The 14782-nt window shown below is 69.5% G+C and carries 13 protein-coding genes; 7 read left to right on the top strand and 6 right to left on the bottom strand.

All coding sequences use genetic code 11. The features are described 5' to 3' along the window. The first annotated feature begins 26 nt into the window (after positions 1 to 26). Entirely contained in the window at positions 27 to 476 is a 450-nt protein-coding gene (locus ABTZ94_RS04025; protein WP_351197231.1) for an FAD synthase family protein, read from the top strand. On the opposite strand, the gene ABTZ94_RS04020 is transcribed toward ABTZ94_RS04025, so the two are convergent. Both ABTZ94_RS04020 and ABTZ94_RS04015 read right to left on the bottom strand, forming a co-directional pair. Continuing rightward, a complete protein-coding gene (locus ABTZ94_RS04020) occupies positions 442 to 1173 on the bottom strand; it encodes a CDP-alcohol phosphatidyltransferase family protein (RefSeq protein WP_351197229.1) in 732 nt (243 codons plus the stop codon). The genes ABTZ94_RS04025 and ABTZ94_RS04020 overlap by 35 nt on opposite strands. Before the next feature lie 174 nt (positions 1174 to 1347). Further along, entirely contained in the window at positions 1348 to 2031 is a 684-nt protein-coding gene (locus tag ABTZ94_RS04015) for a ribonuclease H family protein (protein WP_351197227.1), read from the bottom strand. Between the two features lie 132 nt (positions 2032 to 2163). Here ABTZ94_RS04015 and ABTZ94_RS04010 point away from each other — a divergent pair, with 132 nt between their 5' ends. After that, on the top strand, positions 2164 to 2355 hold the full coding sequence (locus tag ABTZ94_RS04010; protein ID WP_351197225.1) for a DUF6381 family protein: 192 nt from the start codon (positions 2164 to 2166) through the stop codon (positions 2353 to 2355). Positions 2356 to 2933: 578 nt separating this feature from the next. Further along, entirely contained in the window at positions 2934 to 4622 is a 1689-nt protein-coding gene (locus ABTZ94_RS04005; RefSeq protein ID WP_351197223.1) for a serine/threonine-protein kinase, read from the top strand. A 14-nt stretch (positions 4623 to 4636) separates the two neighbouring features. Here the strand turns inward: ABTZ94_RS04005 and ABTZ94_RS04000 are convergent, their stop codons facing one another. Both ABTZ94_RS04000 and ABTZ94_RS03995 read right to left on the bottom strand, forming a co-directional pair. Next, the gene (locus tag ABTZ94_RS04000) at positions 4637 to 5266 is read right to left on the bottom strand and encodes a hypothetical protein (RefSeq protein WP_351197221.1); all 630 of its coding nucleotides are present in this window, start codon (positions 5264 to 5266) and stop codon (positions 4637 to 4639) included. A gap of 137 nt (positions 5267 to 5403) precedes the next feature. Beyond that, positions 5404 to 6432, bottom strand: coding sequence for an alpha/beta fold hydrolase (locus tag ABTZ94_RS03995; RefSeq protein WP_351197219.1), 1029 nt, complete (start codon positions 6430 to 6432; stop codon positions 5404 to 5406). Between the two features lie 220 nt (positions 6433 to 6652). Between ABTZ94_RS03995 and ABTZ94_RS03990 the strand changes: the two genes are divergently transcribed. Continuing rightward, on the top strand, positions 6653 to 7780 hold the full coding sequence (locus tag ABTZ94_RS03990; protein ID WP_351197217.1) for a PP2C family protein-serine/threonine phosphatase: 1128 nt from the start codon (positions 6653 to 6655) through the stop codon (positions 7778 to 7780). A gap of 21 nt (positions 7781 to 7801) precedes the next feature. Here the strand turns inward: ABTZ94_RS03990 and ABTZ94_RS03985 are convergent, their stop codons facing one another. After that, positions 7802 to 9007 (bottom strand): FUSC family protein, encoded by a 1206-nt coding sequence (locus tag ABTZ94_RS03985; protein ID WP_351197215.1) that lies wholly within the window; start codon positions 9005 to 9007, stop codon positions 7802 to 7804. 327 nt (positions 9008 to 9334) lie between these two features. Continuing rightward, on the bottom strand, positions 9335 to 10795 hold the full coding sequence (locus ABTZ94_RS03980) for an APC family permease (RefSeq protein ID WP_351197213.1): 1461 nt from the start codon (positions 10793 to 10795) through the stop codon (positions 9335 to 9337). A gap of 246 nt (positions 10796 to 11041) precedes the next feature. Here ABTZ94_RS03980 and ABTZ94_RS03975 point away from each other — a divergent pair, with 246 nt between their 5' ends. The 3 genes from ABTZ94_RS03975 (at position 11042) to ABTZ94_RS03965 (ending at position 14620) form a co-directional block, all read left to right on the top strand. Next, positions 11042 to 12490: an aldehyde dehydrogenase family protein gene (locus ABTZ94_RS03975; RefSeq protein ID WP_351197211.1), complete on the top strand. Its 1449-nt coding sequence runs from the start codon at positions 11042 to 11044 to the stop codon at positions 12488 to 12490. A gap of 99 nt (positions 12491 to 12589) precedes the next feature. Then, complete coding sequence (locus ABTZ94_RS03970; protein WP_351197209.1) at positions 12590 to 14005, top strand: NAD(P)/FAD-dependent oxidoreductase; 1416 nt, start codon at positions 12590 to 12592, stop codon at positions 14003 to 14005. Positions 14006 to 14086: 81 nt separating this feature from the next. Then, positions 14087 to 14620: an Lrp/AsnC family transcriptional regulator gene (locus ABTZ94_RS03965; protein ID WP_351197207.1), complete on the top strand. Its 534-nt coding sequence runs from the start codon at positions 14087 to 14089 to the stop codon at positions 14618 to 14620. Positions 14621 to 14782: the final 162 nt, after the last annotated feature.

The raw sequence follows: 14782 nt of genomic DNA, 5'->3' as shown, positions 1-14782 counted from the left end.
ACGTTCACCGTGGGGGGAGAGAACGGATGGTGCACAGGGTCGGCTACGCGCCGGGGGTCTACGACCTGTTCCACATAGGGCACCTCAACATCCTGCGGCATGCCCGCAGCCAGTGCGACTACCTCGTCGCGGGCGTCGTCTCGGACGAGATGGCCGCACTCGCCAAGGGCCACAAGCCGGTGATTCCGCTGCCGGAACGGCTGGAGATCGTACGCAGCGTCCGCTATGTGGACGCTGCGTTCGTCGAGACCGTGCCGGACAAGGTCAAGACCTGGCAGCAGGTCAGGTTCGACGTCATTTTCAAGGGGGACGACTGGCGGGACACGGAGAAGGGCAAGCGGCTGGAGCGCGACTTCGCCGAGGTCGGCGTCGAGGTGGTCTACTTCCCGTACACCGTGCACACGTCCAGCACCCAGCTGCGCCGGGCGCTGGACACGCTCGTCAGTCCGCAGTCCGGAGCGCTTTCAGCTCCCTGAACCACTTGGCGAGGAACGCCACCAGGAACAGTGCGTGCACGGCGGCGAGCACCGCATAGCCGATGCGGAACGCGGTCCGGTCGCCGAGCAGCAAAAACACCAGGCAGAACACCCCGTAGTCGGCGGGCAGCAGTGCCACAGCCCGCACCCGGGACACCGGTACCGCGGCACCGCTGCCCGCCGTGGGCCGGGCTGCCGCCTTGCCCAGCTGTTCGCGCAGCAGCCCGGCGCAGAAGATCAGCACGGCGGTGAACAGGAAGCCCAGCGGCAGGAGCAGCCAGCCCTCGGCCGGCAGATCGAAGAACCGCTGGAACGAGATCAGCACGGCGGTGTGTACGAGGATCATCTTGGCGCAGTCCACGACATGGTCCAGCCACTCGCCGTCCGGACCTCCCCTGCCGGTCAGCCTGGCCAGCTGCCCATCGGCCGAATCGAAGGCAAAGCCGATGACGAGCCCCGCATACACCGCGACCGCGAGCCCCCAGGACGGCCGGACGAGAGCCACCGAGGCGATGGCGGCGAAGGTGAATGCCGCGCTGATCAACGTGACTTGATTGGGCGTCAGCCCGATACGGTATGCGCCTGCCGCGAGCACCCGTCCGGCCGGGCGGTTCACGTACCGCGAGTACAACGACACCCCCTTGGCCGTCTTCTGCGCACCGCGCAACTCGCGCAGAACCGTGACTGTGCTTCCCATACGCCCCCCAGCGTGTCGCCGTTGCCGGCGGCATCGGCAGAGCACCTCGGACGCCGCCGTCGGAGCCGCATCATGGCACGCGGACCCCATTTCGCGCGGCCACTCGCCCGCTCCGGCCGGCGGTCCATGCCCCGGCGGGCCCGCACGCGGTGCGCAGGCCCGACGGGCCGCGCCTCAGGCGGGCGCGGTGCGACACTCCGGATGGCCCCAGCCGTTCGGGCTCTTGGCGATCATCTCCTTTACCGCATAAGGCTTTCCGCAGTGGCAGCGGCCCGCGAACTTGGCCCGGATGGTTCCACCGGAGCGTGCCGCGCCTCCTGCCTTTTTCGCCGGAGCCCCCTTGCTCCGCCCCTCGGTCGCCCGGGCCGGAACGGGCGTCGGCAGCTGCGAGCCATGCGCGGTACCGGCCGGCCGCTGTGCCACCGCGGCCTCGCTGGCCGCCTGATCGGCGAGGGCGTTGAGCGGATCTCCGTCCACCTGGTGGGCGGGCACATGGACGAAGTACACGGTCCGGCCGGTCAGCAGGGCGTCGATGCGGGTCACCAGGTCACGGTTGGCCACCGGCTTTCCGGCCGAGGTCTTCCAGCCGTTGCGCTTCCATCCCGGCAGCCACTTGGTCACCGCGTTCATCGCGTACTGCGAATCCATCCGTACTTCGATCGCCACGGACACATCCGTGGACTCCAACAGCTCCTGCAGCGCCGTGAGTTCGGCGACATTGTTGGTGGCGGTCCCCAGCGGTCCCGCTTCCCAGCGCTCCGGTCGCCCCTGCGCATCGGCCACGACCCACGCCCAGGCCGCAGGCCCCGGATTGCCCTTCGATGCCCCGTCACACGCGGCAATGATGCTTTCGTCCATGCCCTTGATAATGCCAGCGCCGCAAGGCCCCCACGGCATGGCGTAACGCTGAGTGACGATTCGAGGTGCGGTGAACCGGCGACGCTGGTTCTCTGATGGAGCCCGCTCTTCCCAACCGCACAAGGAGCGATGATGAGCGCTGCACGTGAATCCGGTGACCGTACGCAGCAACTGCGCGAAAAGGCCCGGCAGATGACCGAGGCCGCTGAGCGCACCACCGACCCTGAGCAGCGCCAGCGGCTCCAGGAGAAGGCCCGGAAGCTGCAGGAGCAGAGCGACCAGCAGGGCAACATCGGCAGCGAGAACATCCGCCCGCCGAAGTAGTGCCTGCCTCACACAAACGGCCGACGTCTTGCCGCTCTTCCATGAGTGAGTGGCAAGCCGTCGGCCGCCCGGTCCTCGATACCTCGACATCCGCAAGGCATTGACCGGGTTCTCGTTCCGAGCCGCTTCAGTACGGGTGTTTGTTCGTCTTGTTCCCCACGCCTCGTAGGACGTGGCCCCGAGCTCGAACGACGAAGCCGAGCTCCGTGAGTCGCCTTCCAGCCGCAGCTGTAATGGACGGTACTAATCCGGCACCAGTAGATGGCACTCATGCACATCGGAAGAACACCGGCCCGTTTTCTTCTTGTTGACGTTCATCCGGCGCAGGAACCTGAGGTGCGGTAAGCGTTTTCCAGCCGGGGCCGTGCCTCGGCTGGTCTGAGAGCGGGGTGCGCTCCGGCCGGCGCGAGCGTCACGGACCTGCTGAATCGCCCGCTCGCCAACGAGTCGGCCGAGGTGGTACGGCTGCGGCTGCGGCCGTTCCAGATCGTGGCGCTGCGGCTCACACCGACCGACGACGTATGAGGCGTACAGGGTGGGTGCGGGCCGCTGCGAGCCCGCCCCGTACCCTCTTTTCCATGAAAGCTGGGGGACCTGTACACCGTGTGATCGACGACCGTTTCGAGCTGCTGAACAGGCTCGGCAGTGGCGGCATGGGCATGGTGTGGAGGGCCCATGACCTGGCCCTGCACCGCGATGTGGCGCTCAAGGAAGTACGCCCCCCGGACCCCGCGCTCGCCGAGAACGACCCGCAGGCGGCCCGGCTGCTGCGGGCGCGGGTGCTGCACGAGGCCCGTGCGCTGGCCCGGCTCGACCACCCGGGCGTCGTCACGGTCCACCACATCGTGGACGGCGGCAACCACGCGTACCCGTGGATCGTGATGGAGCTGGTGCCCGGCGCCTCGCTCGCGGAACGTCTCGCCGAGGGAACCCTCACCCCCGTCGAGGCCGCCGGGATCGGCCGCGGCGTGCTGTCCGCGCTCCGCGCCGCCCATGCCGCCGGTATCCACCACCGCGACGTCAAGCCCGCCAACGTACTGTTGCGGGCCGATGGCAGCCCGGTGCTCACGGACTTCGGCATCGCCGCGATCCGTGAGTCCACCAGTCTGACAGCGACCGGTTCCATCATCGGCTCCCCCGACTACATGGCGCCCGAGCGGATTCGCGGCGAGGAGGGCGATCCGTCGTCGGACCTGTGGTCGCTCGGCATGATGCTGTACGTCGCCGTGGAGGGCCGGCATCCGCTGCGCAAGGCCACCACGCTGGCGACGCTGGCGGCCGTGCTCGACGAGGAGATCCCGCCGCCCCGACAGGCCGGTCCGCTGACTCCCGTGCTGACCGCGCTGTTGACCCGGGACACGGCCGCGAGGCCCGGGGCCGAGGAACTGGACCGGATGCTGGCGTCGGTGAGTGAGCCGGTCAGGGCGCCGCAGACCGCCGGGGCTCCGCAGGATGCGGTGCCGCAGCGCCCCGAGCCGGCCGTGTCGCGGGACGAGGTACCGCCCGGCCGCGAGCCGGTCGGCCCGACCACGGTCCTGCCCACCGCCCCCGTCCGTCGCCCCGTCGCCACACCCGACCGTCCGCAGCCCGTGACGCTGGGCGCGCACGAGGCCCGCCGCCGGGTGCGGCGCAGCCGCGCCTTCGCGATCTCGACGGCTCTCGCGGGGACCGCCCTGACCGGTGTCCTCGTGTGGTCGCTGCTGCCCACCCCGGACTCGAAGGCTTCCGGCAACACGCGGTCCGTTTCGGAGCACTCCTCCAGCAGCCCGTCGGCCACCAAGTCCAAGGAGGCTCAGAAGGCGAATGCGGCGAAGACGAAGGACCTGCTGACGCCTGCCGGGGCGCGGTCCGTCATCGCCGCGCTCGAACCGGTGATGGGCGGCACACGCGTCACCTCGTTCTCGCTGTACGAGGAACATGCGCGCATCGAGGCCCCGGTGACGAACAACAAGAGCTTGTACGACGTCTACGCGTACCGGGACGGCAAGGCCACCCGCGAACGCGCCGACGGCACCCTCATGCCGGGTGCCAAGGCGGTGGACCTCGAAAAGTTCGACTGGGACGCACTCCCGGCGCTGATGCGCCGGGCGGACAAGGAGCTCGGCGTCACCAAGCCCACCGGCCACTACGTAGACATCGATCCGGCCTCCCCGTTCGACGACTACCGGCCGACCATCAGCGTCTACGTCCTGGACGAGTACGGCGGCGCCTATCTGCGAGCCGACATCAACGGCAAGGTGCTCAAGCAGTATCCGCGCGGCGGCTGAACCGGGCCAGGCTCTCAGCCGACCAGTCGCGCCAGCACCAGCAGTACGGCCGCGAACACCACGCCCATCACCAGGGTCCGAAAGCCGGCCGGAAAGCCACCGACGCGGTTCTTCACCGCGGCCGGCGGTGTGAGGCTGTTCGCGCGGGCCAGCCATTCGCGGGGCGGGTTGTTGGGGATGACGACCCGCCAGGGCTGATCGGGGTCGTACTCGACGACCGCCCTGGACCGGTGCAGCAGTCCCTGTACGTCGAGGGGGTGACGGATCTCGATCCGGTACGCGGGGAGCCCCTCGGGCACTACGGTCAGGTCGAAGGCGAACACGGAGTTCACCGCCTGCCCGTCGGTGGCAGGCCGGCCGTTCGCCTTGTTCACGGCCTTGACCCCGTGGACCACGGCGGGCGCGAAGGCGCGCGGTCCGCCGGAGCGCAGCCCGCGGACCACGGTGCCCGACTCCGACGGCTCGGCCGCCTTGCCGAGCGCCGCCAGCGCCAGGGCCGACGCGGGGAGACCGGCCAGCAGCAGCCAGCGGGGGCCGTTCGCGGCGCCCTGGATCAGCGCGGCGAAGGCCAGGCCCGTGCCTGCCGCGGCCAGCAGGCTGAGTGTGGTGAAGGTCCTGCGCAGGAAGGAAATCGTCGGATTCATGAGAGGCGCAGCAGCTTTCGGCGGGGTATGGCGACCTTCTAGGGCGGCCACACCTCGAACGAGCGGCGGCACCTCGGCCGTGGCCGGCGCCGACCGATCCGGGGGCCTGACTGCCTGCGGGTTCTCGCTCGTTCCTGTCAGGGGGCCGCGTGGCGTCCGCCGCCTGCCGCGCGGCGCCTGCGGGCCGCGGCGACGATGCCCGCGCCTGCCAGCACGGTCACGCCCGCGAGTCCACCGAGGCAGGCCAGGACGAGGGCGCCGGCACCGGTCGCGGCCAGGGCGTCGGCAGCCTTCGCGGCCAGCGACGGCTCCTTGGGTGTTCCGGCTCCGGCGGCCTGCCGGATGAGATCGGCGACGACGTCGGGGTGCGACATCATCGCGACATGGGAGGAGTCGACCTCAACGGTCTGCGACTTGGCACGCTTGGCCTCGAAGCGTTCGAGATCCGGGGCGATCGCCTTGTCCCGGGTGGCGACCAGCGCCCAGGACGGAATGGTCTTCCAGGCCGCCGCAGCCGCCCTGTCCATGAACGCGGCTCCGTCGATGGGGCGCTGGGTGGCGGCCATCACGGCCGTGGTGCCCGCCGGCACGTCCGCCGCGAAGACGTCGTGGAACTTGGCTGGCTGGATGTACAGATCGGCCCCCTCAGTGCCGTCGGTCTTCGGGAACGGCACCGGCTTCAGAGCCGCGTTCAGCTCGCTTCCCGTGAACTTCGCCGACAGATCCGCCAGCCTCTCCCCCTTGTCCGGCATGAGCGCGGACACGAACACCAGCGACTTCACTTGGGGGTTCCCAGCGGCGGCGTTGCTGATCACCGCACCGCCGTAGGAATGCCCGGCCAGCACGATCGGGCCCCTGATGCTCTTCAGCACGCTGGCTATGTACGCGGAGTCATGGGCGAGCCCACGCAGCGGATTGGCGGGGGCCATGACCTTGTACCCGTCACGCTGCAGGCGTTCCACCACACCGTTCCAGCCCGAGGCATCGGCGAACGCGCCGTGTACCACCACCACCGTGGGCTTGGCTCCGGCCGGATCGGCACCGCCGTCGGCTGCGGCAGGTCCGGCGACCGCGACAAGGGCGGCCGCGGTGAGCGCCACGGCGGCGGTCTGCGCGCGCCGCCCGCGTATCCGCATCCGCGGGGCGAGGAAGGTTGACACAGTCATGGCTCTTCTCTCTTCGTCGAGGAGCAGTTGGTGGGCTCAGCGTTGCCAGGCCTGGCCCCAGCAGCGCGACACACGACGCAGGGGAGTGAAAACGGCCGACCATCCGAGTGGGTGCTGCGCAACACAGAGTGATGGGCGTATGTGCCGGTCCATGTCGAGCGGGCTGTGCCGATCAGCCGTACGGGAAGCGGTGGCCGACCGGGTGAGGTATCCCGGAAGCATGGCTTCCCGCTGGTTCCTGCAGTCGTTCCGCGAGTCCCGAAGGCGCACGAACGCACTTGTGGCCGTGCCGTTCGTTCTGATTGCCGTCGTCACGGTGGTCGACCTCCTCTCGCCGGCGGATGTCCATCTCGGCCCGTTCCTGGTGGCGGCGCCCGCGCTGGCGGCCTCGTTCACCGGCCCGCGCATGACCGCTTTCGTCGGCGCCGTCGCCGTGCTGGCCCAGTCTCTGGTGGCCTTCGTGAGCATCGGTCTCAACAACCTCAACCACACCTATCAGATCGTCGCGCTCGTTCTCATCTCCGCCTTCGTCACCTTCTTCGCCCATCTGAGACAACGGAACGAGCAGGCGGTGACCCAGTTGCGTTCGGTGGCCGAGGCCGCCCAGCGAGTGGTACTGCGGCCGCTGCCCAGGCACAGTGGCCCGCTGCGCATCGCCTCGGTCTATCTGGCTGCGGAGGCGGAGGCGCAGCTCGGGGGCGACCTGTACGCGGCCGCCCGCACCGTCGACGGAACCCGCCTGATCATCGGTGATGTACGCGGTAAGGGACTGGCCGCGATCGGTGAGGCAGCCAGCGTCCTGGGTGCCTTCCACGCTCTTTCCCGCCAGGAGTCGCAGCTGCCCGATCTGGTGGCGCATCTGGAGGCGAGCATCGCACCGGACGAGAACGACACCGTTCACGAAGGCGGGGACGACGACCAGGACCTTGTGGAGTCCTTTGTCACGGCGGCCGTTCTCGACATCCCCGATGCCGTCACCAAGCTCCGTCTGGTCAGCTGCGGTCATCCACCGCCGCTCCTGCTTCGCGCGGGAGAAGCGATGCCGCTCGATGTACGAACGCCCGCCCCGCCGCTCGGTCTGACGCACCTGCTGGTGACCAAGCACACGGCGGAGACGTTCTGCTTCGACGTCGGTGACACCCTGCTCCTGTACACGGACGGTGTCATCGAGTCCCGGGACCGGTCGGGCGTCTTCTATCCGCTCCCCGAACGGGCCGCGTCGCGGTGCGGTGAGGGCCCGGACTCCCTGCTGGAATCCCTGTGTGCCGATCTTCTGCGCCATGCGGGCGGCCGCCTGGGCGACGATGCGGCGCTGGTCGCCATCGAACGGCTTCCGGCCTCCGGGTAACCCGTACCAACCCGGCCCGCTTCAGGCCCGGTCGGTTCGCAGCCGTCGCGATACGGCGCGCAGCCAGGGGTGACGTTCATGCAGTTGCGCCGAGCGCCGGTCGAGCTCCTTGCCCAGGCGTTCCGTGCGCTTGTCGATGTCGAGCTCGTCCAGGATTCGGTCGACCTCGGCCAGCACGGCCCCGTGCAACTGCCATTGCCTGGGATGTTCCTGAACGTCTTCGAGAAGCAGATCGGCCACCCTGTCCCTGGTGGCGCGGCTGACGGCGAGTGCGTGGGCCAGCCGGGCCTCCGCCTCCTCGGCGTTCTCCGCGACCGGAGTGGTGATCAGCTCCGAGAAGCTCTCGATGGCACCGGCCATCTGCTCGAACAGATCCGTCAGGGACTCGGCCACGTCGGCGGGGAACAGCGTCTCTTCGGTACGGGCCTTGGCGAGGTCGGTCAGGGTGCGCGACAGCACCCGCAGGACCACGGCGCAGATCTCCAGGGTGTCCAGACCGGTGCGCAGCACGACCCGGTACAGCAGCCCCTGCCGGACACGCGGATTGAGCGTGAGGCTCTCCTCCGCCTGCCGCAGCGAGGCGTCGACCTCCACGATGTCATGGTCCAGCCGGCGGGCTTCGTGGAGCCGGTCGGCCGCCCGCTGGACGGAGATGTGGCCGCCCACGTCCCTCCCCATCGCGCGGAACATCTGTCCCATCTCACGGGCCAGGCTGTCGATGGAGGCGCCCGCCGGCTGCACCCACACGGGAGGCGCCAGGAGCAGGTTGAAAAGCAACCCCACGCCCGCGCCGATCAGTGTCTCCAGCACGCGGTCCCAGGCGGTGGAGGCGACCTGAGAGACGCCCAGGACGAGCATCGCGCTGATCGCCACCTCGGGTACGAACTCGCCGACGCGCACCAGCCGCCCGATGATCAGCGAGGTGAAGATCGCCAGTCCGAGGCTCCACCAGGTGAGGCCCACCAGGGAGCTGAGCGCAGTGGCGATGAGCACCCCGACGACGACCGAGTTCACCCGGCGGATCCCCGTGGTGAGGGTCGCGTAGAGAGTGACCTGAACGACGAGGAGTGCGGTGAGCGGTGCCGTGAGCGGTGCCGGATGCGGAAGGGTCCACACCGCCACGACATAGGCGATGACGGCAGCCGCCGTGGAACGCACGGTCTGTGCTCCGACGGGCTCGGTCGTACGCCGGACAAGCTTGATCACGGGTGCGGATACTCCTGGCATCTCTTTCCCATGCCCACCCGCGCGCCACCACAGCGCATCGGCGCACCGAACCCACCGTACGGACGTGCGTGCCGTGCCGGTGGCGGTGCGGTGCGGCGGTTCCCGGGCCGCCGCTTCGAGTTTCGGTGAGGCGACGACGAGAAGGCCGTCGCCCCGTGCCGTGCACGCGTCGTGAGGGGGATGAGTCGGCGGAAGCGGCCCGATCCGCTGGTCGAGGCGGAAAGTACACGCATGGCGTCGAACCCAGGGACGTCTGTCCACTGCCCGCCGGCCCACTTTCCGCCGCCTGCTTCCGGTGGCTCGCCGGAATTCTGTGCACCGGCCGGGTCAGGCCGCCCGGTCGTCGGTGACGCGCCGGTCCTGCACCTTGATCCGGTACAGCCACAGCAGTACGGCCACGATCAGGACGGCAAGTGCCACTCCCAGTTCGGTGTAGCCGCCGTATCCGGTGATGGAGAAACCGGTCGCACCCACCACCAGCACCACGGTGAGGAACCCGGCCAGCGTCCAGGCCAGGGGCACGAAGAAACGGGGCAGCCGGATGGGCCGCAGGGCGTCGGGACGGTCCTTGCGCAGCAGCGCGAAGCCGGAGACCGCCAGCACATGGGCGAGGATGTATCCCAGGTTGCCGGTGACGATGATGGCCAGCGGGGTCTGAAGCACCGTCAGCACGAAGACATTCAGCACCAGGGCCACCAGCAGCGCCCGGGCCGGCACCCCGCGCTTGTTCAGCACCCCCACCTGCTTGATGGTGAGCCCCGCCTTGCCCATCTCGTACAGCACCCGGGAACCGTCGGCGAGACCGGTGATCATGATGAGCAGCAGCGAGGCGATGAGGAAGACCACCATGAGGTCGGAGGCGCCGCCCACCAGGTCCCGGAAGGCGCCGACGAAGAAGGTGGTGGGTTCCTCGCCGATGGCCTTCTCGCCGACGTACCCCGACAGGGTCAGCGGCAGCAGGATGAAGACGCCGAGGGAGAACAGCACACCGGCGCGCAGGGCCCGGGTGGTGTCGCGCACCGTGTCCTTGTACTCGGGGGCGAAGGTCGCGCACACCTCCACACCGAATGACGTCCACGCCATGACGTACAGCCACACCAGCGCCTCGCGCAGCCCCGCGGCGCCGTGCAGATTCCAGTGCAGGCCCTGCGCGCTCCAGTCACCGGAGAACAGCGGCAGGACGATGAAGACGGCGAGCGGCACCAGCAGCGCACCGCCGGTGACGTAGACGACCCACATGGCGACATGGAGGCCGACCATCGCGGCGCCGAACAGCAGCAGCATCACGAGAAGGCCCACCGCTATGGGGAAGTCCACCTTCACCGGCCCGAACTCCACGCTCCAGTCCTGGCCGGGGAACCACTGGGCCTGGACGAAGGAGCCGATGAGCCCGGAGTAGACGGCGAGGGCCGTCGTCCAGGGGAACCAGTAGCCGATGCTCGCGATCGGGCCCACCACGGGCGCCCGCTTCTTCCAGCCCTCGGTCGCGTAGTGCGCGATCCCGCCGGAGGAGTCGGGGAACATCGCGGCCAGCTCGGTGTAGATCCAGTTGGTCGCGGTGGCCAGCACCATCGAGGCCGCCCACAGGGCGATCGCCCCCCAGGCGCCGAGGCCGCCGATGGAGGCGCCGAGCGAGGCGATGAGCGCCGCCGGCATGGTCAGCGACATCGCGAATCCGTCGAACCAGCTCATCTTCTTCGGCAGTGCCGGAGCGGACGCGCCCGCCGCTCCCGAGGAGCCCGAAGGGTCCGGAAAGGGTGGGGCTGGGGTCTGTGGCTGGGATGACATGGCGTTCCCCTCGGGGTGGGCGCAGACAGGAGAGTGGTTGGGGCCTGGTTATAGATGAAGCGAAAAACGCCTGTCAATACTCATGAACACGCAATGATCGACTTTTCATTTTGCTGATTCCGCAGTCTTGACACTTCCTGATTGCTCGGCGAGTCTCCAGTCATCGCTTCGCACCGGACCCGGGCCGGCGCGGCCCGGAGTCGGCGCGCCCTTTCCCGGTCAGGAACAGGACAGAGAGGCCACCGCATGACCACCCCGACCGCCGACCGGCACCAGCTCTTCATCAACGGCGCCTACACCGACGGCACCTCCGGGACCACCCACGAGGTCATCAGCCCCGCGACGGGCGAACTCGTGGGCACCTTCCCGCTGCCCGCGGCCGCCGACGTCGACGCGGCGGTGCGTGCCGCGAACGAGGCCCAGCCGGCCTGGGCCGCGACCAATGTGTGGACCCGTGCCGAGCTCTGTCACCGCATCGGTACGGAACTCGGCAGGCGCGTGGACGAACTCGCCCGCCTCCAGTCCCTGGAGCAGGGCAAGCCGCTCGCCGAGTCCGTCGCCGACATCGAGGAGGCGGCCAAGCTCTTCCACCTGCACGCCGAGGACGCCGTACGACTGCACGGCGAGACGCTGCCCTCCACCGACAACACCAAGCGGATGTTCACCTTCCAGCGCCCGGTGGGCACTTGGGGCATCATCACGCCGTGGAACTTCCCGCTGCTGATGCTCGCGGAGTTCGTCGCCCCCGGGCTCGCCACCGGCAACGCCCATGTCGTCAAGCCGCCGGCCAACACCCCGCTCACCGTTCTCAAGGCGATGGAGGCGTTCGCCGCCGCCGGACTGCCCGACGGCCTCGTCAACATCGTGCCCGGCGAGGGTGACACCGGCGATGCGCTGGTACGCCACGAGGGCATCCACGCGATCGGCTTCATCGGCTCCACCGCGACCGGGGCGAAGATCCAGTCCGCCGCCGGCCTCAAGCGCTCCATCATGGAGTGCTCGGGCAACGGCCCGCTCGTCGTCCTCGCGGACGCCGATGTCGAGGCCGCCGCCAAGGCCGCCGTCGACGGCGCCTATCCGTGCGCCGGGCAGGTCTGCTGCGCCACCGAACGCGTCATCGTGCACGCCGACATCCACGACGAGTTCGTCGAGGCCGTGCTGCGCGAGGCCCAGCGCATCACCCTCGGCGACCCGTTCGACCCCAAGACGGTTCTCGGCCCCCTCAACAACGAGGGCGTCGCGGCCAAGATGGACCGTCACATGGCCGACGCCCGCGAGCGCGGCGCGCGCATCCTGCTCGGCGGCAAGCGCGCTTCAGGACACCCCACGGACCTCTACTACGAGTTCACCGTGGTGGACAAAGTGCCCGAGGACAGCCTGCTGTCCCGCGAGGAGTCCTTCGGCCCGGTCGTCCCGATCATCACCGGGCAGGACGAGGACGATCTGCTGCGCATCGCCAACGACGACAAACTGGGCCTCCAGGGCGCCGTCTTCACCCGCAGCATGACCTCCGCCTTCCGCTTCATCGAGGAAATGGCCGTCGGCCAGGTCGTCGTGAACGAGAGCAACAACTGGTGGGACATCAACATGCCTTTCGGCGGCGCCGGCAGCCGCTCCACCGGCTGGGGCCGCATCGGCGGCAAGTGGACGCTCATGGACATGACCGACACCCGTACCGGCGTCATCAGTCTCTGACCGCCCCGCTCACCCGAACGTCCGCCGACCGGGGCCCCGACCAGCGTCGGGGCCCCGGCCCGCACTGCCCCACCACGCCGGCAACGAGGTACCCGCCACATGACCACCGCAGCCCCGCGCCCCACCGACCACCGCAGCCGACTGCGCGACACGAAGGCCGCCCCCTACTGGCTGGACCGGCCCGAGCACCCCACACCGCTGCCCCGGCTGACCGCCGACACCACCTGCGATCTCGCCGTCGTCGGCGGCGGTTACACCGGGCTGTGGACCGCCCTGCTCGCCAAACGCGCCCACCCCGAACGAGACGTCCTCGTCCTCGAACAGAACACCTGCGGCCACGCGGCCAGCGGCCGGAACGGCGGTTTCTGCTCCCCCAGCATCACCCACGGCCTCGCCAACGGCGCCGACCGCTGGCCCACCGAGGCCCGGTTGCTGCACCGCCTGGGCATGGAGAACTTCGACGCCTTCCGGCGCGACCTGGACGCCCACGGCATCGACTGCGGATTCGTACGCAGCGGCAAGGTCACCGTCGCCGCCACCCCCTGGCAGGCGGAAGGGCTCAAGGGCGCCCACGCGCTCGCCCAGCGGTACGGCGAACAGACCAGACTGCTGGACCACGAGGAACTGCGCAGTCACATCGACTCCCCCATCTGGACAGCCGGCCTCTGGTCCCCCGACTACGCGCTCCTCGACCCTGCCCGGCTCGTCTGGGGCCTGCGCGCCGCCTGCCTCGACCTCGGGGTCCGCATCGCCGAGCACACCGCGGTGACCGCCCTGACCACCCGTCATGCCGGCCGGGTCCGCCTCACCACCCCCTACGCCGCGGTCGGCGCCCGGCAGGTCGCCCTCGCCACCAACATCTACCGGCCCCTGCTCAAGCGCCTCTCGCTCAGCATGATTCCTGTCTACGACTACGCGCTGACCACCGAACCCCTGAGCACCGAGCAACTCGCCGCCATCGGCTGGAGCGGCGACCACGGAGTCACCGACGCGGGCAACCAGTTCCACTACCTCCGCAAGACCGACGACAACCGCATTCTGTTCGGCGGCTACGACGCCATCTACCACTACGGCAACCGGGTCGACGAGCGCCTCACCCAGCGCCCCGCCACCTTCGACACCCTCGCCGCCCAGTTCGCCGAGGCCTTTCCCGCCCTCGCCGACGTCCGCTTCTCGCACTCGTGGGGCGGTGTCATCGACTCCACCACCCGCTTCTGCATGTTCGCCGGCACCGCCGCGCACGGCCGGATCTCCTACGCCCTCGGCTTCACCGGGCTCGGCGTCGGCGCCACCCGCTACGGCGCCCAGGTGATGCTTGACCTGCTCTCGGGCCGGCGCACGGAACGACTCCGGCCCGCCATGATCCGCCGCCCCCCGGTGCCCTTCCCCCCGGAACCGGTCCGGTATCTCGGCGTCGAGGCCACCCGGTGGTCCATGGCCCGCGAGGACACGGACGGCCATCGCAACCTGTGGCTGCGCACCCTGGACCGGCTCGGCCTCGGCTTCGACTCCTGATCCGGGCAGGATAGTCCCGTACGACCGAAGATCCAGGCCCGCACACCGTGGCGGACCTTACATGAGAGCCGGAGCAACAGCATGAGCACGCTGGGTGGCAGCCCCCTGGACGACACCGACCGCCAGATCATCGCCGCACTTCAAGCGGACGGCCGCCGCCCGTACAGCCAGATTGCCGAGGAACTGAACATTCCGGCCTCCTCCGTGCGCTATCGCGTCCAGCGCATGGAGGAGAACGGCACCCTCCAGATCGTCGGCATCGCCAACCCGCTGACCATCGGCTTCGACCGGTTCGCCATGGTCGGCATCCGGACCAGGCCGGGCAGTGCCCAGGAGGTCTGCAAGCGGCTGCGTGAGCTGCCGGAGACCTCCTACGTCATCATGACGGCGGGCACCTACGACGTGATGGCGGAGGTGATCTGCCGGGACACCGACCACTTCACCGACCTGATGAACCGCAGGCTGCATCTCATCGACGGGGTCGTCTCGACCGACTCGTTCTTCGTACTAGAAGTGCACAAGCTGGCCTACGGGTGGGGTGTCGGCGAGGTGGACACCTCGCTGCTCGACGCCCCGCAGCCGCCGCTCAGCGCCGGTCTCGACCAGCGCGCCTGAGAGCCTGTCGGGTGACCTCTGATCGGGCGGCCACGCCCTGGCACGCACGCTTCCCGCGTTGCCGAAATGCCCTAGTAGCTCCCTCCCCAAGCCCTCAAGGAGCAGGGGAGACCCCATCCGAGGACATCCCGGCGCCTTGGAATCGCACGCACCAGACCGCGT

The sequence above is a fragment of the Streptomyces sp. NPDC002785 genome (genome assembly GCF_040295565.1).
Taxonomy (GTDB): Bacteria; Actinomycetota; Actinomycetes; order Streptomycetales; family Streptomycetaceae; genus Streptomyces.
Note: the sequence above shows the minus strand (reverse complement) of the source record. Positions and strands in the feature narration are given on the sequence as shown.